A 17,919-nucleotide genomic window follows, 5' to 3' on the forward strand; every position below is an offset into this window, starting at 1 on the left:
ACCCCCTTTTTACCAGGATGCGGCGCGGTTACGGGCAGCGAAGGTGGCGACGACGATGCGGGGCCGACCGGAGGGCGCCTCCGTGATGGCGATGGTGTAGCCGTGCGGTGCCGACGGCGTGCCCGAGGTTGCGAAGGTGTGTGTCCCGGTTGCCGATCCGGACGACAGGACGCGGGTGGCGCACATCGCGCCGCCCTCCCCGCCGTCGGCGACATCCGCCTGCTCGGTGAATCCGGCCGCCGGGGTGAAGGCTTGCCCGGAGTTGAGTGCGACCGCGAAACGTACCTCCAGGTCATCGACGCCGAACGGAGTCACCGAGGGAGTCGACACCGCTGAACCAACAGCGGTGCTCGACGAGGCCGATACTGGCTCCGCGAGCGATGCGCCTGCGACCGCGATGATGATGGCGCCGCCGGGCTGTGCGGTCTGCGTGAACGTGTAGGAGCCCGGTTCGCTGCCGCCAGCGCCGAGCCAGGTCACACGAGATGTCGCGCCGCCGCTTTGGGCCTGTAGTTGCGCCCATCCGCCGGAGGTCACCGCGCCGATCGTCCCCGCTGACCACTGCAACGCCAGCAGCAGATGCCCCGCGGACACACCGGTGGGCTTGTTGCAGGAGTAGGAGGTGGAGGAGGAAACGGCGCTTGTGACCGTCCCCACCAGAGTCGGAGTCGCCATCTCAGCAGCGCTCAACCCACATAGTGGCCCTGACGCTGGTGTCCGCGCCGGAAGCCGCCGTGAACCTCAGTGCGAACCCATGCGCGAGGTCGCAGTCCGGCGTCATACCGAGCGACCCGTCGTGCAGCACCAGGCCACCGTTCGGGGTGAGCGGCACCTCCGTGATCGGGGTCAGCACGGTCGGCTCGGTCGTCCAGTTCTTCGCCGCCGTGAACCCCGGCGTGATGGTCCGCCCGTACACCTGGGTAATGGCGGGTGCTGACAGGGTGGTGCTGGCGGTGCCGGGGCTGTTCGTGACCCACGTGCAGTAGCACAGCTCACACGTCACAGGCGCCTCGGTGGCGACGGTGTCAACGAACCCCCACCACACCCGCAGCAGGTCCAGCCCGAAGTTCGCGTGAGACTTCACGCCGAGCACGGTCTTAGCGGTTCCGCCGGTCAGGGCGACGGCTCCGCCGGTGACGACGCTGTATCCAGCCTTGGCCACGATCGGCCTCCTTACATGACAAAACCCCCGCACTCAGGCGAGGGTGGAAGGTCGAATCAGTGGTCAGGCAGCAGGGCGGAGCTTGAATCGGGTCGCGCCATCAGCCGCCCACGAAATTTCCACGTCACCGTCGTTGGTGGGGTAGTCCTGGCCGAAGTAGCGGTACAGAACAGCCCGATTCGACAGGCCCGGCACGTAGATGAGCAGCCCCGATGTGGTGATCGTGGTGGACGTCCACGACAGGTCAGACAGCTTCCACCCGACCTTGTTCGCCGACCCGACCAGCACCGCCCACGAGGTGACGGTGATGTCCGTCCCGCCCGCCGTGTAGCCCGGCCCGCTGGTCTCGTTCGACGCGAACGGACTGCTGTTGTACGCGGGGTTGGACTGGTCGAAGTCGATCGTCCCGGAGGCGACTGAAGAGGTGAACAGGGCGCCCTTGAAAGCACCCGGGGTGGTGTCGCTCAAGTCGAGAGCGATGTCGTTGGCGAACGCCTTGATGTAGGTATCGCTGAACCAGCCGTCCTGCAAAGCCACAGCACGGTCTCCTTATCTGAGGATGATGTGGACGTGCTGGCGCTCGACTCCGCCAGGGGTGGTTTCCCGGGTGACGACGTTGCCGAGCTGGTCTTGGCGGGCTTGGATGCGGGAGCCGTCCTCGCGCCGTTCCTCGTGGACCTGGTCGCGGGTGTGCCAGGTCGGCTCCTGAGTGATGACGTCCGGGCCTCGCCCGCCGAGCGGCTGCCCGCCGCGCAGATACGCGCCGTACGTGCCGTGGATCTTCGAGTCATAGGGCATGGCGAAACCGCCTCCTATCTAGATGGATGTGGGAGGCGGTTTCAGCCGCGCCCGCGGCGCCTCATGGAGATCTGAGCCGCCAGCACCGGAATGTCCGCCTCAGAACGGATCGTGGCCCCGTAGAACGCCACCGCCGGAACCGCCGACGCCCCTTGGCCGGCGGATCCTCCTGCCGGGGCGGGGCTGCTGCTCGCCGTAGACGACGACCCGCCGCCGCTGCTGCCGTACGACTGGACCGGCCTCGATACCTGAGACCAGTTCGTAGCGCCGCCAGACAGGGCCACACCGGCTGTGCCGGACGCAGCCCCCAGGATCGCGGTCTTCTTCGGCTCCGCCTGCTTCTTCGCTGCTGCGTCGCGGGGGGAGCGTTCGTCTCCCTTGGACCCGGTGTTGCCCTTGGAGTTACCCGACCCTCCGCGGGGAGACCGTTCGTCGCCCTTCGAGCCCGTTGACCCCTTGGAGTCACCAGACGCCGCAGCAGAGATGGCATCCCCAAGCAGGGTCACCGCCTCCGTCAGCGGCGGCACCTCCTCGGCGATGACCTCACCCCACCCGGTCGCGGCTTGGCCGAGACCATCGACGGCACCCGTCAGCGTGCCGGCCTCACCCAGAGCCGCATCCAGTGTGGTCGTGGCGGCGCCGAGAGAGTCGGTGAGCCCAACGGTGGTCGTGGTCAGCGCAGATCGCAGAGCCTCCACACCGGTCACGGTGACCATGGCCCCGCCAGGTGCGCCCGTGTACGACCCTCCGCCTGAGGCTCCGGAAGCAGCACCACTGATAGCGGTCTTTTCTGCTACCACCGCCATCCCCATGATTGATGCGGCCTCGGAAAGGATCTGCAAGCCCCGGTCTCGTTTGCTGCTGTCGAGCGGGATGAACGCTTCCCAGCCAGCCTCACCAAACACGACATCGGTGCCTGACCTGCCGGAAATCAACGCCGGAGACTTCGCGATCATCGCCGCAGGGTTCGCCCCCACCGAGCGGATGCCGCCTGAGGCCATGTAGTCCGGGCGGGAGCCGCTGCGGTGCTGGATGCCGCCCCACGCGTTACCGAGTGCCGAGGTCGGATTCAAGCCGCCCTTGAGGCGCAAGTCGGTTCGCCGGGCGATGTCGATCAAAGTTCGCCGGATGTTGTCCAAGTTCGCCTGGGCTTGCTTGGTATCCATATCGATCTTGATGGACTTACTCTTCAAGTCAGCGAGGACCTCCTTAAGATCCTTGCCGCCCTTCATCGCTTTTTGGGCGTCCGTCGCGGAGATGCCGTAAGCCTGCGCGAGCAGCAGGATCTGAGCCTTAGCCTCCCCGCTCTTGCCCGCCAACTCGCCCAGCTTCGGCAGTTGCTCCAGCACCGCCCTGGTTCCGTCGCTGGTCTTGCCGCTCAAGGTTGCCGCGCCGTCCGCTGCATCCTTGATCGACTGAATGTAGCCAGAGAACTTCTCGCGGGCGGCGATGACCGCATCCCGCTGCTCGTCAGTCATGGTCTTGTTGACCGACAACTTGCCGTTGCTCGCCTGCAGCGCCGAAGCCGTGTCCTTGTACGCCTGCTCCATGTTGCGTATGGCCTGGTAGGCGTCGGTTTTCCCGGCGAACGTGTCAAGCGCGGTGTTGAGTTCACCAACCTTCTTGCCGTGCTCTCCCGCCGCGTCGCCAGCAGCCTTGGACGCGATTGCGTCCAGCTCTTTCTGGTGCTTCAGCTCGCCCAGGCGACTCTCCAGCGACTCGACCTTGTCGGCCGCCTCACGCTGGGCGTCGCTGAAGTAGATCGTGTCGAAGATCGCGAAACCGATCTGAGCCCGCTGGTCAGCGATGGCTTTTGTCAGCGCAGCGATCTCCGCATCGATGTTGCCGCCCGCCACGGCGGAAATCTTCTGCTGGTACTCCGCCGCCGCTTTTGCGTTGTCCGCGAGTCGCGATTCCAGGATCAGCAGCCCGCCAACAAGGGCAGCCCCACCGACGACGCCAGCCAGTCCACCCAGCCCGCCAGCAAGGCCAGCGACAGCGCCACCGAAGTCGCTGGCCTTGCCCTTGACCCGATCGAATCCATCGCGCATCTTGTCGAGCTTTCCGGGCATTTCAGTGAAGAACGACGCGATCCCGAGCCCGGCCTGCGCGGTCTTGATCGCCACAATCGCCAAAGCGATGAGCTGGATGTGCTGCGGATCCATTCCGGCGACGATCTGCGCCAGCAGGTTAAGGCCGGCCATGGAGCCGATGCCGAGTGGCACGACCGCCTCGCCGACGTTGACCAGCGCTGACGCTAGGTTCTTGATCAGCTCCCACACGTCGGGCGCGTTTTCCTTCACGAACAAGATGAACTCGTGAAACTCGGGAGAGTTCTTGAGTTCCTGCCCCCACTCGGAAAACGCCTTCGTCGCGTCCTCAACCCCACCTACGACTGTCGGCGTGAACGGCAGGAACGCGTCGATTATCCCCGCTACACCTGTTGTGACGTTGCCGAAGGAACGTCCCAAACCGATGATCGCAGTCGGGATTTGCGTGTTGACGTTGAACAGGAATTCGTTCCAGAACGGTCCAGCGAGAGCGGCCTCTGCGTCCGTCAACAAGGTCGAGAAAGCAGCCGAGGAGCTTTTCACCAGCGGTGTCAGCTTCGGCAGCGTCTGCTCCATCAGGCCAAGACCTTGGGAGATGACAGGCAGAACGTCCGGCTGGACACTCTTCTGCCACGCGACGTACTCGTCCTTGAAGTGCTTGATGTCCTTGGCGAGTTCTTTTTCCTGCTTCGACAGGTCCGCGAAGGCATCCTTGAGCCCGCCGGCTGCTCCGCCGCCAGACTGCATGGCCGCGGCCTGCTGGAGATGCAACTGCTTGAGCTGGGCTTCGGCCTGCGCGACCTTGTCCTGGGCGGACTTCAGGTCGTCCAGTCCGCGCTGGTACTCCTTCGTGCCCTCAACGCCGGCTTTGTTCGCCGCGGCGGTGTCCTTCTTGGCCCGCGCGGTCTTGACTTCCTGCTCCTCGACGCGCTGCAACGCCTGCTCGTACGACAGGGCGGCTCGTTCGCGTTCCAGGTCGGACGACTCCGGATCCGCGTTGACTTCCGCCAGCCGGGCTGCGGCTTCCTTCACCGCAAGAGCTGCGTCTTTCTGGGAGAGGATCGACCGGTCCAGGCTGAAGTTCATGTCTTCGAGGGCTCGCCGGCCATCTTCGCGGGCCCTGGTCAGATCCATCTGTGCTTGGCGCTCGTCGTTCTGGGCGTCCTTCAGGCGCTTTTCTGCCTGCTCCAGTTGGAGCGCCTGCTGGGCTGCCTGAGCCGCGGACTGGCCAGCCCCGCCGGTTGCGCCGCCCGCCGCCTTAGCGGCGGTTTCCTGCGCTTTCAGCGCTTCGTTGACTCTCGTCAGGCTAGGTACCGCGACCGCGCCGAAAGCGGCAGCTCCAATACCTGCTGCAGCGAACGCAGACCCCAGGGCGGTCACACCGACCGCGATGGTCGTTACCGCAGGCAGAGCCGCCAGAGCGGCCCCCACCAGGGCGATACTCGCCAACGCGCCACCGACGTCGGCGTTGACATTGACGTGCGCCGTCCGGCCATCGACTCGGCTGATCTCTCCGTCGAGTGACCGCAACTCCGACAGGGCGGTGCCGATGTCCGCCTTGACGTCGATGTTGGTTTCATTGCGCTGGAGTTCCGACAGTTCTTGTTCGATCTGTGCGATTTCGGCCCGCGCGGCGTCGGCGTTGACGTCAATGCCGATCTTCTTATCCGCCAGCGCCTCCAACTGGGCGCGGAGCTGCGCGAACTTAATCTCGGCGGGGCTTGAGTCGGCGTCGATTTCGATCTTCGGTAGGGCGCGAGTCGCAGCCTCCAGCCGCTGACGCAGCCGGTCCGCGGACGCGCCGGTCTCGGTCATTCGTCGGCCGAGATCCGTTGTTTCCTTCTTCGCTTGCCCCATCCCGGCGACAAACCCAGACACTCTGGCCCGCAAATTCACGCTGACGCTGCGATCCGCGATGGGACTCACCTCCACCGCTCAGATCACAAATTGGGCCATTCAGAGCAGATGCGGCGTTGGAACGTGTCATCATCACGAGCGGATCGGGGGATCTCAGCCAGCTAAAGGAGACCTTCGACATGCCCAACATCGGCCCCACACAGATGCTGATCGGCCTGATCCTGTTCATCGCGGTCGTCGCCGCGGTCTATCTCGGCGTCAAACTGGCCACGCGCAAGAAGAGCTAGGCATCCTGCTCGATCTGCCACAGCAGCGCCTGCTCCCGCACCGAGCCCTTCTTGGAGTGCTCATCTTGCGCCTTGATGCGGGCATCACACGCATAACACCGGAACGGGTCCGGCACCCGGTACCGGTGAACTGGGGTACCGTCCTCCATGGCTGTGGTCTCGCTTAACTGCAGGCCACAGCCAGGACACTGCCCGGCTTTCCACCGCAGGTACGCCTTCGCCCAGCCGACGTCCTCCTCCAGCCAGCGGGGCTCCCACGTGGTGACGGTACGAACAAGCTGCCCGTCCTCATACACATACTCCGTCGTCGCCACGGCCTGACGGCCGAGCACTTCAGAGCGTGGGACACCCCACTCGTGAGCTACCTGGAGTTCTTCTTGGAGGTCTGGAGCACTGCGGAGGCGGCGTAGGAGAAAGGGACGTCCACGTCCCGCTTGTTCACGCTGTAGGCCGCAGCGAACAAGCTGTCCCACTGCGCCTGAGTGAGGACCTCCGCGAGTTGCCCGGCGTCCTCCACGGTCATCGTGGGCTCGACGACGCACGCGGCGACGAGAGCGACACCGAACGTCTCCCAGTCGACGTCAGCGCCTTCCTTCGCGTCGTCTCCTGGCGGGCATTCAGCCACCAGGTCAGACCACGCCTTGCGCGGCAGACCGCGGAACCGGAACACGGTGGTGTGCTCGCGCATCCGTTCCCGCAGTTCAACGATCTGCTGAGCGATCGTGGTGGCGATCGGGTTGGATCCGCCGGCCAGGGTGCCCTCGGCGGGCTTGTCTCGGGCGATCGCCAGGTCCCGCTCCAGGTCCTCGAACTCGGCCTGCAAGTCTCCTGCCAGGCAGATCGGGACGGTCTTCTCGGGCCGTTTGACCTGGCCGATGATGTCCGCGATCGCGGACGTCTTGGTAGCCATCAGGCCGCCACAACAGACTCGACGGAGTAGGTGCCGGACGCGTACAGCTTCAGCTGGACCTTCTCGTAGCTTTCCCGCTCAGGCGCCATAGGCTTGCGCTCACCGCAGGTCACCTCATACACCTCGACCTTGTCGCCAGCCGCGTACCCGGTACCTGCGGCGACACCACGGCGCACAATGAGGAACCCGGCAGTACCGCGGGTCATCACGCTCCACATGCGGTCCGAGGAGGGGGAGCTGTCACGGTAGTAGGTGAGCTCGATCGCAGCCTTGGACCGGCCCGGCGACTCGAAGTCCTGCGTGCTCGCGAGCACGTTACCCTCGACGGTGCCCTCGTCGAACGAGATGTCCAGGCCGTCGTCAGTGACGGTGTTCTCCAGCGCCACAAGGCCGGAATCGGTCAGCTCCGCCACAGTCGGCGCGGAGATCGACGCCACCGCCGGAACGAACGTCGCCTTAGTGTTGCCGTCGGTAAGCCGCTTGGCCATTGCCCTACTCCTCTACGTTCTGGGCAGGCTGCGTGGCCGCCGACTTGGTGATGCGCTTGGTGGTGCCGGACTCCGGCGAGACGACCTCGACGGACTGGGCGGTCTCGCCGGAGTCGTCGAGGATCGTGTGGCCCTCACGGCCCTCCCAGAAGGGACGGGCGCTCGGGTGAATCTCGGTGACATTGCCGTACGGGTCACGGACGCGAAGAGCCACGGGTCACACCCGCTCGTAGGTGAAAGTCACCGAGGTCGTCGACGACCAGGTGAGGGCGATCAGGCCGTCCGCCGGGTCCGCCCAGCGCCGGTTGACGCGGACGCACTTGGTGGTGCCGTTCGTGATCGTGCGGACCGGGTCGGGGTTGGCCTCGCCGTCCTCGTTGTTGCCGGGGACGGCGAACGTCACGGTCATCGGCGAACCACCACCGTTGGTGACGCGGATGAACGCGTTGTCAGCCGGGGTGAGCTTGTCCCCCGACGCAGCGGTGCGCGAGGTCGGTGTAACGCCGGCGATGGTGATCGCGTCGGCGGAGTAGGTGGCCACACGGGCTCCTTCCGGACAAAACAAAAAGCCCAGCCGGGGAGGCAGGGCTTTGGTGGGGCGACGCAGACCGAAAGGCGCGTCTAAGGACTGAATTCGGGATGAGAACCGTAGCGCTCGATGATCTCTCGCGCCCAGATCAACTTGTCGACGATGCGCTGGCCCGGAGGTTGTGATCCGCTCCAGAGTTCAAGATTCTCAAGGCGGTTATCGACCCTGTTGCCGTTCTTGTGGTGGACGTACTCATCGGGCCATAACGGACGACCGAGGTGATCGGACATGACCATCCGATGCTCGGACACCCACCCGTTCTTCCTGGCTTCCGGATGATCGGGTCGCTTGACGATGATGTAGCCGTTCCCGTCCACGATGCGCCCGTTGCCCGACCTATCCCGCAGTTTCTGAGTCTTTCCAGTTTTACGGAACTGGCGATAGTGAGCGTCGCACCGGCCCTGGCAACTGACTGGCCTGTCGCAGGTCTCTTCCGGGCAGATTGCGGAGCGCTGAGAATGAAAACCACATACACCGTCGGCAATGGCTAGGCGCGAGCACCGCGCGAAGGCGCAGACAGGTTGCGATGGGTTGGCACGACCGGCGACGTCCAAGGTACTCATGGTACACATTGTACCAACAGTACATAGCGAGCCATGCGGTCAATCTGTACCCTGGGGTAATGGAGCATTTGGGAGTACGTGAACTCCGCGACCAGGTAGGGCGCCATATAGACGAAGCGTTCTTCCGTGGGAAGCACACCGTCATTGAGAAGAACGGCGAACCCAGAGCGGTTCTGGTGCCCTACGAGTGGTGGCAACAGCACTACAGCGACGACCCGTCGGCATGAAAAAAGCCCGCACACTGGCGGGCTGGAGCAGACGGGGAAGGTCAGACGGGGTCGGACCTCGTCAGGTACTGGGCTGTGGCAATGAACAAGCCGGTTGACTCGTCATCCCTACGGACAGGCTGTGAGCCTTCCTCAACGGCGGGCCACACCCGGCGGCCAGCCACAGTCGGCGTTGCCCCGAGCAGGACGGCGGCGACCTTGTCTGCCATCCACGCGGCTTGATCCGGTGTTGCGCCGACCGAGGTGACTTGGTAGCGGAGTTCGTTCGGCCCCTCGTTGACGAGGGTCCGGTGGAAACTCGATTTCATGCCGCTGTCTGGGTAGAAGACCGCGAATGGCGGAGTAGCGCCCGCGTCAGCTTCGGCCCAGTAGATGTCGCACGCTGCCGGGATCCCGGCCTGTACGAACGTCAGCAGCGCACCCACGAGAGGCCGAGACGGCAATGGGGTCACAGCAGCCCCCGGATGATGTCGTCCAAGCCCTTCAGGAATAGAGGCTCACGCTTAATGGCTGCGCGAGCGCCGTCGAGGTGCGGCGGCTGGTTGCGGGATCCGTACTCGAATCCGGGGCCCATGTCGCCCTGCTTGCGCCGGGTTTCGGGGCCGACCGTCCACTCGATCATGTCCGCTCGTGGGATCTGCTCGGTGGTGATCGCTTTTGGGTAGTGCTTGCCGTGGCTGCGGGCGGTAAGTTTCGCGTTTTCTCGCCATTCGTCCCGCAGCTCTTGGGCGTGCTGTTTCACCAGCGTGTACGTTTTCTCCGCTACCTCGCGTTTGGCGTCCTCGAAGTAGTCAACGAGGGCCAGGAGTTCACTGCCATCGATGTCCACCGCTCACCCCTCGTTGTCCTCGGCGAGGATCCGCCGCGTTGTTGAAGTGCCGGCGAGGGAGACGCCGATGACGTTGAGGTGTCGGCCGATCAGCCATGCGTCGTCGGAGGCGGTGATAGTGACCCGGTCTTCGCGACGGAACTCCGGTTCGACATCCCAGGGGAATCCGACCGTGTATTGGTGCAAGGTGACTTCGTGTTCACCCCACTCGGCTTCACGCGAGGATCGGGGTTTGACTCGGCACGCTCCCGTGTAGACGGTTTCCCACGCCTGGACGAGTTCGCCGGTCGCCTCGTCCAGGACAGGGGCGCCGTCTTTACGCTCCACCGTGCAGGTGTCCCGCATGAGCTGCAGAGCCGCAGCACGGCCTCGGGCGAGGATCCCGGTGACGCTCACCGGGGTCTCACCACGTACGCGGACGGCGGAGCGCCAAGGATCTGCCGCAGCGCGCTTTCTTCGCCAGGCAGCAGGTTCGCTGCCGTGGTGAGAGCGTCACTGGCGTAGGTGACGGAGTAGTCATCGATCGACTCCGACCGGATCCCCGCCTCCATGCCTGCGGCATCAGCCGTGGCGCCGAGCCGTACTGCGACGGAGCACACCAGCTCGACCAGCTCATCAGGCAGCGTGACGAGACCGTGGGTAAGAGTGATGTTCACGTCCACTGGCCAGCGCCGGTGCGGGTACAGGGAACCGGACGTGGAGACGTTGATGCCATGGACGCGCTCTCGCCCGTCCCACCACCACCCCGTCACTGCCGCCCCGCCGTCCTCGGCGAGGCGTGTGACGGTGGTGACCGCAGTGATGGGCGCCCCTGGCAGGATCGCTGTACCGTCCTCCACCCGCACCCGGACGGTGGACGTCATGGATGAGATCTGCTGCCCAGCAGCCCGCCTGATCCGCGCCGAAGCGCGGGCAAGAAGAGCTTCCTCCTCGCCGGCGGGCAGCGTGTAGCCGAGCCGGACAGCGTCGGGCAGCGTCGCGAGAGAGGCCACAGTGACCTCCTCAGGCCTTGGCGCCGTACCGCTCGACGAGGTCGGTCTTCGTCATCGCCTCGGCGTCATCGATGGACGCGCCGTGCACGCGGTGGGCGTAACCCACCCAGGTGCCCTTGGATGCGTTGGGTGCCGGAGGTTGTTCAACCTCCGGCTCCTCAGTGAAAGGGCTACCGTCCTCGTTGACCCGAGCTAGGTAGCCCTTCGTGAGCTGCTCCTGCATGCTCGCTCCCAGCGGGAGATCCATCTCCCAGACGGATCCGCCAGCGCCGCGAAAGAAGCCGGTTCCGTCTGCCATCAGGTACCCCGCGGAACCCTGAACGCGGTGATGGTGCCCGCGAACGATGCCGCGAAGTCGATCTCGATGGTGCCGTCGGCCTGAATGAACCGGCCGGACTCGAACGGGCCGATGAACTGCACGCCGGACGTGGCTGCCACGGTGACGGCCAGGTCGCCCTGGCCCCCGGCCAGGGCAGGCGGGTTGTCGCCGGCTTTGATGGTGACGACCCGGTCGGTGCCGTTGGTGTTGGCGACCCGCAGGATCGTCAACTCCGGCCGGGCCGCGGCGATGTACATGCCGTTGCTCTGGTCGATCGTGGTACCTGCGGGCTGGGCGAGGCTGCCGTTGGCGACGAGGCTGGAATAGGGGACTACCGTCCTAGCCATAATTCAGGCTCTCTTTCTCGTGATCTCAGAAGGGATTAGGTGCCTGATCAGGTCTGCGAGGCGGCGGCAGTGGCGATACAGTCCGGGCGAACCAGCTTCGCGCCGTACAGCGCCAGCCCCTTCACCGCGTCGCTGAATCCGCCCTCGGGGCGGTATGCCTCGGTCTTATTGATCTGCTCCGCGAAGGAGATCGCCATCGGGGATCCGGCCTGCACGATGTAGTCGTCGCCGGTGACGTTGATCGCGTTGTTCGACACGAGGATGTCGAAGCCAGCGGCGCGACCGACCATGCCGTTGCGCAGACCGTCCTGGGTGCCGGACTCGTTCAGCTTGATGAACCGGCCGTCGAGCAGGAGGCGGCCGTGGAACCACGGCGGGATGACGGCGTAGCGACCCTCGTTGGGGACGTTCGCCTCATCGAGCTTCACCTTGAGCGGGACCAGAACCTTGTCGTAGGCGTCGGTCGGCGTGGTCGCGGTGACGGCGACGGTGCCGAGCGCGTTGGCCGACACGACGCCGGTGTACAGGCTGGCCACGTACTGGTCAACGACGTCAGCGAGCTTGTAGGCGGCGCGGGAGATCGCCTCGGGGATGACGTTGCCCTTGGCCTGGCGGGCATCGACGTCGTCGACCTTGAAGGCGAAGTACTTCGCCTGGTCGATGAGCAGCGTCCGCTGGGCGTCGGTCAGCTCTTCGGGGGTGATCGTGGTGCTGTTGGGCACGTAGGTGCCGATGGTCGGGTCGGAGATCGAGGTGATCCGGACGGTGTCGCCGGCCTCCTGGATCTCGCCCTCGTAGTCGCGGTTGACGATGCTGGGGCCCGCGTAGACGAGGGCCTTGCGGAGCGCAACCAGCAGGTTGGCGCTCCAGATTTCGGGGCGGAAACGGGTGATCGCCACGTTTCACTCCTTTTCTGGGTTAACTGGAGGCGCCGAGAAGGTCATCGAAACGGCCTTCCTTCTGCGCCTGGACGATGGCTTCGGGCGACATCCGTTTGAGGTCGGCCTCGGTAAGCTGGGCTGGCTTCTGGGGCCCCTTGCGGGCACCGCCGTCCCCTGAGCCCTGGAACCGCTTGCCGCCTTGCGCAGCCACAGCCAGGTAGGGCTTCTTCTCCAGAAGCTCGTCGAGAGCTTCCTTGATTGCCTCGGCGTCGATCTTGTCGCCGTCGAGGAAGTCAGCGATCTCACCGGAGCGCATCAGGTACGTGACGGCGTCGCCCGCGTCCTGGAATCGCTTCGCAGCGAGAACTTCGATCTTGTCGGAGACGCGGTCCTTCAGGACCTCCGCCTTCAGTTCCGCCTTGGCCTTCTCGCGCGCCTCCGCGCGAATGGCGTCCAGGTCCGGCGCCTTGACCTCGGTGTCACCGTCTGCGCCGGGAGTTTCACCTTCGGCCACTTTCCTCAGCCGGGCAAGTTCAGCAAGCGCCTCGTCCCGCTCTCTGGCCGCGGTGCGACGCAGCCGGTCCGACTCACGGCGTCGGTCCTTCTCCGCCTGCAGAGCCTTCGTGCCCGCCTCGCGGAGCGGCTCGTCATCATCGGGCTGGTCGATCTGCTGCGCATCATCGGAGGTAGCGGAGTCATCGGCCTTGTCGTCGATGTCATTCGCGGGCGCATCCTCGATGACCACGTCATCGGCGTCCTCAGCTCCGCCGAGAGCGGGCCAGATGGGCTGTCCGTTGCGGAGCAGTCCGAGCGCCTTCAGGCCAGTACGCGGATGGGTGGGCAACTCGTCAGCGAGCGTCATTGGTGATCTCCCGTTGCGGAAGGTGGAGCCCTCCCATTGCGGAAGGGCATGCGAAAGCACCGGCCTCACAGGTGCGGTCCAGTGCGAGATGGGTCAGTTCATGGGGTCGGCGCCGACGCCTGCATCGTCCGGCCTTGGGCAGCCGCGAAACGGCGCGTGGACGATGCGTCGAGAAACCCGTTGCGCTCCAGGAGCTGGATCGCGAGGTCCCGGTCACCGTTGGCGTCCGCGAGGATCTGCTCAGGCATCGGTCGAATCGCCGATCGGCGCCTGGAGTCGGAACCCATCCGCCGGCCAGCAACACCACGGCGCGTCGTGCCCTCTGTGGTCACCAGCCGGCCGCCAGCGGTCTGCATGCCGCGGCGGGCGTTGACGATCTGGCCCATGTCGCCACCGAGCCGTAGCGCCTCCGCACCCGCCTTACCGAAGCGGCGGTCCTGCTCCTCGGAGCTCATCTGCGCGAACAACTGCTCTGGGGTTGCTGGCGGAGCATCGCCGGCGCGGCGCGGAATCATCGAGCAGTCACACGACGGATGCCGCTGGAACCCCGTGGACCATGAGTATTCGCGGCCGGCCAGGATGATGCACCTGGAGCACGCGGGCAGGTTCACCACACGGACGTACGTCACCCACTGGCGGGTCGCCGTGATGCCGACGTTCACAGCGCCTCTGCCGGCGTCGGCGACCTGCGTAGCCGCGAGCAGCGCCATGAAGTTCGTGGCCTGCCGCATGGCGTCCTCGGGCCATTGCCCCGCCGACAGCAACCGCTTGAGCAGGATGATCGGCTGGTACAGCAGCGACTCCAGCGGACGCCCGTCAGAGGCGACCCCTGACAGTGTCGACGGCACCAAGGCGCTCATGTCCGCAAGCACACCCTGCGCTGCGGCCAGCTCCTCCAGGTAGGTGGGAGCCGCGGCAGCCGCCGCGAGTTGCGCCTGCGTGACCGCCTCTATCAGCGACGGGCCGATACCCGCAGTCCACGATCGGGTGAGGTTGTCCTCGTCCAGCCGCCTCCACAGGGCGAGAACCGCGGCGACGGTCCCGAGGATGATGCCTTTTTGGCCTCGCTGGTAGGCGAGCGCGATCTCCTCGGGGGTGGCCATGGCCTACCCCCCAACGGTGACCGGCTCCGGGCCGACGGCGAACGGGTCCTCACCCGGTTGCGCGGTCGGCGAGGTAGACACGCCTGGCTTGCCATTGAGCATCAACGCCATCGGGTCCATCTCCATCTCTGCCTCACGCATCCGTAGAACGCGGGCGACCTCGGGCGGCTCAAGCCCGTACTGCTCGGCGATCCACTCCAGCGGGAAGCCCATGGATTTGAGCTTCATGAGCGCGTCGACCTTCTGTGCGAGCGCCCGGAACTGCACGTCGCCCCACATGACCGTCCCGGACCGGGCAGCCCTGGCCTTCCCGTCGTCGCCCATGACGTTGGCCATCAGCGAGTACACCTCGCGGATGCCGGAGTTGACGTAGACGATCCGCTCGCCCGTCTTGGACACCAGGCCGGTCTCCGCCGCGGTCAGGGCTTCCGCGCTGAGGTTGGCGACCTTGCCGATCAGGTAATGCGGCGGCGTCCTCGTCTGAGCAGCGAGGTGCTCGATCGCCCGCTCGATCACGTTCGAGTAAGCACCGAGGTCCGCGGCCGGCCAGTTGCCAATCTTCGCGTCCCCGGTCAGCCACAGGATGCGTTCCTTGACGAGCGTGTCCAGCTCGATGGGCCGTTCGCCGACCTTGACGCCGTCCGAGTTGAGGATCGGGATCTTGGGGACGTCGGCGCCCATGACGACGCGCTGCGGTAGCGACGCGAAGTCCAGGCTGTTCATCAAGTAGGCCCAGGTCAGGTTGATCGCGTCCTGCATGGCGATCACACCGTCGATGTCGCTGATCGGATTGTCGTCCAGCAGTGTCTGGTTGCGTAGCTCCACCATCGGCACCACGCCCATGGGGTTCGGAATCGGCCAGGTGTCATCCCGGGACCCCAACCTCGGCTGCCACCCCTCCGGGCTGGCGTGACGCACCGGCCCATCCCCGGGCACATACAAGCCGGACACGCTGTACCCAGTGCGCGCATACCTGGGGCGGGAGAACTTCCACACCCAGTCCGGCGTGTACAGGGTCGCGTACTCCGTTGTGTCGTCCGACCACAGTTTCAGAGCCGCCGACCGCACCCCCGTGTCCGTGTCGTAGCCGACGATCGCCTGATCCGGGCGCTCCCACGTCACCCTCGGGGTCTGATCATCGGTCGGATCAGCCCACACCAGGCAGTACGAGCGAGCCGCCGCCAAGGTGACGACGAACGCCTCCGACGAGCCCCGTTCGCAGTCCGCGGCACGCCACGCCCGCGACAATTCCTCGTCCGGCTTCGTCTCCGTAGAGTCCAGCCGGATCCCGAGGACGTTCATTCTTTCGGCAGGAGCTGCAGCGACCGGAGCGCACCAGTTGTCGCTGAAGCCGGCGAACCGGTCGGCGAAGTAGTCCCGAAACTCCGGTGACGCGTAGCAGAGCTTGTGAACGCCCCGGTAGTAGTCCAAGCGGCGCCGGGTGTCTGTCTCCCGCAGCCGCAGCTCATCCGCCAACCGGTTAAGAACCTTGACTGCGTCGCGCGCCTCATCATCCATCTGCGGCTCAGCCACGGGCGTCACCTCCGTCTGGTTGATGACGCTGTGTACAAGTAGGACTCACTGGTGGGCACGACCGTGAACAGGCCCGCGGCGCGGGCGTCACCGGCCGCCTCATGTGCGAGGACGGAGCAGACAGTGACGTCGATCTTCTGGGTTTGGCTCGCTTTGGCCAGCACATACCGCTGACCAGGTCGCGGCGCTTTGCGGGTGTTGCGGATGTGGATCGCCGCGATCGGGCATCCATCGTGAGAGAACGACGACTCGGCTTTTGTGACATCGGTCAGCAGCCGCTCGTTCGCGGCGTGCATCTGCACTGTCCGGTAGGTGGCCCACCGCAGCACGATCTTCTCTCCGTACTGCTCCACCCACGCGTCGAGCTCGGATGCCCACCCGGGCGGGTCACCGTACATGCGAATGACCTTGTAGCGGGTCATCAGTTCATCGACCGCGGCGGCGACTTCAAGCCGCGGCACCTGGCCGCCGAACTCCGCCGGATCCCACACCGTAGGCCGCTGGTCTGGCCCGTACGTTGGCGTGAACTGGTATCCGTCGCCCGTCTCGGCTCGGATGCCTGTCCAGTCGTCGGAGTCGGAACCGTCGAAACCGAGCACCACCGCAGTACCGTCCGGCACGTCGCGCTGGCCACTGCGGGAATCCCAGACGTCGCCTTCGATGAAGCTGCCCTGGCCGTACACCACTCTGTTGCCGAAGAATCGCTCAGCCTGCGCCGGGTCTTTCTCCAGCAGCTCCGCCGCTTCAGCCTCGATCGCATCCAAGTCAACGTGCACTGAACCCCGGTACACATGCCGGTGGATACGGGCCCGCTCTGCCTTGTTCTTGTACGACAGATGTGCCGGCGCGATCCGATGAAACTTGAAGATGTCCGGCCGCTGCGACTCCGACGTCCGCTGAGCTACTGACTCCTCCGACGGATCCCACGCGTTGGACGTCTCCATCGTCCGACCGCCCATACCAGCAGCACCGCGGCGCTGAGTCTCAGCGACCCGAACCATCTTGTTGGTCTTGGTGTACAAGCCCGTCTCGTCTTGCATGGCGAACGTGATCGGGTTACCCAGGCGAGACGTTGCCGACGAAGTGACCACGTCTATGCGGCCATCATTGGGAAGGCGAATGAACTCCTCGCCGACCCGCATCAACTCGCCGAGCGGCCCGCTTTTCGCCATGGCCTGCAAAGGGCGGTAAACGTTGTCTACCTGGTCCTCGGACGTGGCCAGCAGTTGGATCAGCGGAGTCGGCCATGGGCGGCCCATCGGCTCGCCTGGCTCGTACTCATACAACCAGCCGCAATCACAGCCGTGATTACGGCAGTCGTAAACCTCGCTGCCGGTTGCCCAACCGGCGAACACGGCCGGACCGACCGCCTCGACGCAGATGATCGAAGCAGACCACGGGCCCTTACCGGTCTTCTGCGGGGCAATGACCTGCGAGCGCCGGTTATGAAAAGCAGGCGCCAACTGGCCGAACGTGGCACCCGGCTTGACCCTGTAGTGGTTGACCGTGCACCACAACTGCCAGTCATACAGCTCGAACCGGCGGCCCTTGTTGAAACCATCCGGGATGCTGCAGTGCTCTTCGATCCAGTCCGCGGCCACCCACAAGGTGGGGAAGTCGACAACGTACTCAGTCGCTGGCGCCATCGCCTGGAATGACCGTCAGACGGCTACGCGCCGACCTACGAGCGGGAGCCTTCTCCGCCTTCACAGCAGCAGCCTGCGGGCCGTCCGTTAGCTTCCACCGATTGCGGAGCATGCCCTGAGTCGACAAGCCGAGCGAGTCGAAGTATTGGCGGACAACCTTCTGCAACTCGATCGAGCTCCGCGGCTGCTCCGCACGCGCAAGCATACGAACGCACATCGCGACCTCATACAGTTGCCCCATCCGCTCCCACATGAGCGCCTGAGGCTTAGCCCATAGGTCGGCCCACAGTTCCCACTCGCGGCCCTCAGGTTCGAGTAGCGGCCACTCTGGCGGATCGCCAGGCCGACCCTCGCAGGGCAGTGTGGTCCAACCGGACTTGTCGGCCGGCCGATCACGCCGAAGCGCATTCGGGTCCGGCGGTGGACCAGAGACCACGCGGGCCCCACCTCTAGGCATTGCCTTCCTCCTCTTGCC

24 protein-coding genes are annotated in these 17,919 nt (G+C 65.4%); 1 reads left to right on the forward strand and 23 read right to left on the reverse strand.

The features are described 5' to 3' along the window. Nucleotides 1–9: 9 nt before the first annotated feature. The 11 genes from ACFFRH_RS37515 to ACFFRH_RS37565 all read right to left on the reverse strand — a co-directional run bounded on the left by ACFFRH_RS37515 (nt 10) and on the right by ACFFRH_RS37565 (nt 8,705). Nucleotides 10–690, reverse strand: a complete 681-nt coding sequence (locus tag ACFFRH_RS37515; protein ID WP_386162299.1) for a hypothetical protein — start codon at nt 688–690, stop codon at nt 10–12. Next, a complete protein-coding gene (locus ACFFRH_RS37520; RefSeq protein WP_344747096.1) occupies nt 677–1,162 on the reverse strand; it encodes a hypothetical protein in 486 nt (161 codons plus the stop codon). The genes ACFFRH_RS37515 and ACFFRH_RS37520 overlap by 14 nt, the downstream gene beginning before the upstream one ends. 63 nt (nt 1,163–1,225) lie before the next feature. Further along, nucleotides 1,226–1,699: a hypothetical protein gene (locus tag ACFFRH_RS37525; RefSeq protein WP_344747095.1), complete on the reverse strand. Its 474-nt coding sequence runs from the start codon at nt 1,697–1,699 to the stop codon at nt 1,226–1,228. A gap of 12 nt (nt 1,700–1,711) precedes the next feature. Beyond that, nucleotides 1,712–1,960 carry a hypothetical protein gene (locus ACFFRH_RS37530; protein ID WP_344747093.1) on the reverse strand — a complete coding sequence of 83 codons (249 nt, stop codon included), beginning with the start codon at nt 1,958–1,960 and terminating at the stop codon, nt 1,712–1,714. A 41-nt stretch (nt 1,961–2,001) separates the two neighbouring features. Then, entirely contained in the window at nt 2,002–5,937 is a 3,936-nt protein-coding gene (locus ACFFRH_RS37535) for a hypothetical protein (RefSeq protein ID WP_344747092.1), read from the reverse strand. Between the two features lie 214 nt (nt 5,938–6,151). Beyond that, entirely contained in the window at nt 6,152–6,487 is a 336-nt protein-coding gene (locus ACFFRH_RS37540; protein WP_386162302.1) for a hypothetical protein, read from the reverse strand. 29 nt (nt 6,488–6,516) lie between these two features. Then, entirely contained in the window at nt 6,517–7,065 is a 549-nt protein-coding gene (locus ACFFRH_RS37545; protein WP_344747088.1) for a hypothetical protein, read from the reverse strand. Next, nucleotides 7,065–7,553, reverse strand: a complete 489-nt coding sequence (locus tag ACFFRH_RS37550) for a phage tail tube protein (RefSeq protein ID WP_344747087.1) — start codon at nt 7,551–7,553, stop codon at nt 7,065–7,067. Before ACFFRH_RS37550 ends, ACFFRH_RS37545 begins: the two co-directional genes overlap by 1 nt. 4 nt (nt 7,554–7,557) lie before the next feature. Then, nucleotides 7,558–7,767, reverse strand: coding sequence for a hypothetical protein (locus ACFFRH_RS37555; RefSeq protein ID WP_344747086.1), 210 nt, complete (start codon nt 7,765–7,767; stop codon nt 7,558–7,560). Nucleotides 7,768–7,770: 3 nt separating this feature from the next. After that, nucleotides 7,771–8,094: a hypothetical protein gene (locus ACFFRH_RS37560; protein ID WP_344747085.1), complete on the reverse strand. Its 324-nt coding sequence runs from the start codon at nt 8,092–8,094 to the stop codon at nt 7,771–7,773. Between the two features lie 80 nt (nt 8,095–8,174). After that, nucleotides 8,175–8,705 carry an HNH endonuclease gene (locus ACFFRH_RS37565; protein WP_344747084.1) on the reverse strand — a complete coding sequence of 177 codons (531 nt, stop codon included), beginning with the start codon at nt 8,703–8,705 and terminating at the stop codon, nt 8,175–8,177. Between the two features lie 59 nt (nt 8,706–8,764). Between ACFFRH_RS37565 and ACFFRH_RS37570 the strand changes: the two genes are divergently transcribed. Then, nucleotides 8,765–8,932: a type II toxin-antitoxin system Phd/YefM family antitoxin gene (locus ACFFRH_RS37570; RefSeq protein ID WP_386162305.1), complete on the forward strand. Its 168-nt coding sequence runs from the start codon at nt 8,765–8,767 to the stop codon at nt 8,930–8,932. A gap of 41 nt (nt 8,933–8,973) precedes the next feature. On the opposite strand, the gene ACFFRH_RS37575 is transcribed toward ACFFRH_RS37570, so the two are convergent. The 12 genes from ACFFRH_RS37575 to ACFFRH_RS44780 form a co-directional block, all read right to left on the reverse strand. Then, on the reverse strand, nt 8,974–9,357 hold the full coding sequence (locus ACFFRH_RS37575) for a hypothetical protein (RefSeq protein ID WP_344747083.1): 384 nt from the start codon (nt 9,355–9,357) through the stop codon (nt 8,974–8,976). A 23-nt stretch (nt 9,358–9,380) separates the two neighbouring features. Next, a complete protein-coding gene (locus ACFFRH_RS37580; RefSeq protein WP_344747082.1) occupies nt 9,381–9,761 on the reverse strand; it encodes a hypothetical protein in 381 nt (126 codons plus the stop codon). A 3-nt stretch (nt 9,762–9,764) separates the two neighbouring features. Then, entirely contained in the window at nt 9,765–10,157 is a 393-nt protein-coding gene (locus ACFFRH_RS37585; protein WP_344747147.1) for a DUF6093 family protein, read from the reverse strand. Then, on the reverse strand, nt 10,154–10,753 hold the full coding sequence (locus tag ACFFRH_RS37590) for a head-tail connector protein (protein WP_344747080.1): 600 nt from the start codon (nt 10,751–10,753) through the stop codon (nt 10,154–10,156). The genes ACFFRH_RS37585 and ACFFRH_RS37590 overlap by 4 nt, the downstream gene beginning before the upstream one ends. A 10-nt stretch (nt 10,754–10,763) precedes the next feature. After that, a complete protein-coding gene (locus ACFFRH_RS37595) occupies nt 10,764–10,976 on the reverse strand; it encodes a hypothetical protein (RefSeq protein ID WP_343982024.1) in 213 nt (70 codons plus the stop codon). Nucleotides 10,977–11,050: 74 nt separating this feature from the next. Then, on the reverse strand, nt 11,051–11,419 hold the full coding sequence (locus ACFFRH_RS37600) for a hypothetical protein (protein ID WP_344747079.1): 369 nt from the start codon (nt 11,417–11,419) through the stop codon (nt 11,051–11,053). Between the two features lie 47 nt (nt 11,420–11,466). Then, nucleotides 11,467–12,318, reverse strand: coding sequence for a phage major capsid protein (locus ACFFRH_RS37605; protein WP_343982019.1), 852 nt, complete (start codon nt 12,316–12,318; stop codon nt 11,467–11,469). 19 nt (nt 12,319–12,337) lie between these two features. Next, nucleotides 12,338–13,162 (reverse strand): hypothetical protein, encoded by an 825-nt coding sequence (locus tag ACFFRH_RS37610; protein ID WP_386162309.1) that lies wholly within the window; start codon nt 13,160–13,162, stop codon nt 12,338–12,340. 98 nt (nt 13,163–13,260) lie between these two features. After that, nucleotides 13,261–14,265 carry a VG15 protein gene (locus tag ACFFRH_RS37615; protein WP_386162311.1) on the reverse strand — a complete coding sequence of 335 codons (1,005 nt, stop codon included), beginning with the start codon at nt 14,263–14,265 and terminating at the stop codon, nt 13,261–13,263. A gap of 3 nt (nt 14,266–14,268) precedes the next feature. After that, nucleotides 14,269–15,798: a phage portal protein gene (locus ACFFRH_RS37620; protein ID WP_386162313.1), complete on the reverse strand. Its 1,530-nt coding sequence runs from the start codon at nt 15,796–15,798 to the stop codon at nt 14,269–14,271. Nucleotides 15,799–15,803: 5 nt separating this feature from the next. Next, nucleotides 15,804–17,399 (reverse strand): terminase large subunit domain-containing protein, encoded by a 1,596-nt coding sequence (locus ACFFRH_RS37625; RefSeq protein ID WP_386162315.1) that lies wholly within the window; start codon nt 17,397–17,399, stop codon nt 15,804–15,806. A gap of 28 nt (nt 17,400–17,427) precedes the next feature. Continuing rightward, nucleotides 17,428–17,901: a phage terminase small subunit gene (locus tag ACFFRH_RS44780; RefSeq protein ID WP_446697431.1), complete on the reverse strand. Its 474-nt coding sequence runs from the start codon at nt 17,899–17,901 to the stop codon at nt 17,428–17,430. Nucleotides 17,902–17,919: the final 18 nt, after the last annotated feature.

The sequence above is a fragment of the Streptosporangium vulgare genome, from assembly GCF_042428775.1.
Lineage (GTDB): Bacteria > Actinomycetota > Actinomycetes > Streptosporangiales > Streptosporangiaceae > Streptosporangium > Streptosporangium vulgare.

Bases quoted from the DNA above. Each gene is read 5' to 3' on its own strand.
- ACFFRH_RS37530 (WP_344747093.1), bottom strand. From the start codon at position 1,960: ATGCCCTATGACTCGAAGATCCACGGCACGTACGGCGCGTATCTGCGC.
- ACFFRH_RS37545 (WP_344747088.1), bottom strand. From the start codon at position 7,065: ATGGCTACCAAGACGTCCGCGATCGCGGACATCATCGGCCAGGTCAAA.
- ACFFRH_RS37550 (WP_344747087.1), bottom strand. From the start codon at position 7,553: ATGGCCAAGCGGCTTACCGACGGCAACACTAAGGCGACGTTCGTTCCG.
- ACFFRH_RS37565 (WP_344747084.1), bottom strand. From the start codon at position 8,705: ATGAGTACCTTGGACGTCGCCGGTCGTGCCAACCCATCGCAACCTGTC.
- ACFFRH_RS37570 (WP_386162305.1), top strand. From the start codon at position 8,765: ATGGAGCATTTGGGAGTACGTGAACTCCGCGACCAGGTAGGGCGCCAT.
- ACFFRH_RS37595 (WP_343982024.1), bottom strand. From the start codon at position 10,976: ATGCAGGAGCAGCTCACGAAGGGCTACCTAGCTCGGGTCAACGAGGAC.
- ACFFRH_RS37600 (WP_344747079.1), bottom strand. From the start codon at position 11,419: ATGGCTAGGACGGTAGTCCCCTATTCCAGCCTCGTCGCCAACGGCAGC.
- ACFFRH_RS37610 (WP_386162309.1), bottom strand. From the start codon at position 13,162: ATGACGCTCGCTGACGAGTTGCCCACCCATCCGCGTACTGGCCTGAAG.
- ACFFRH_RS37615 (WP_386162311.1), bottom strand. From the start codon at position 14,265: ATGGCCACCCCCGAGGAGATCGCGCTCGCCTACCAGCGAGGCCAAAAA.
- ACFFRH_RS44780 (WP_446697431.1), bottom strand. From the start codon at position 17,901: ATGCCTAGAGGTGGGGCCCGCGTGGTCTCTGGTCCACCGCCGGACCCG.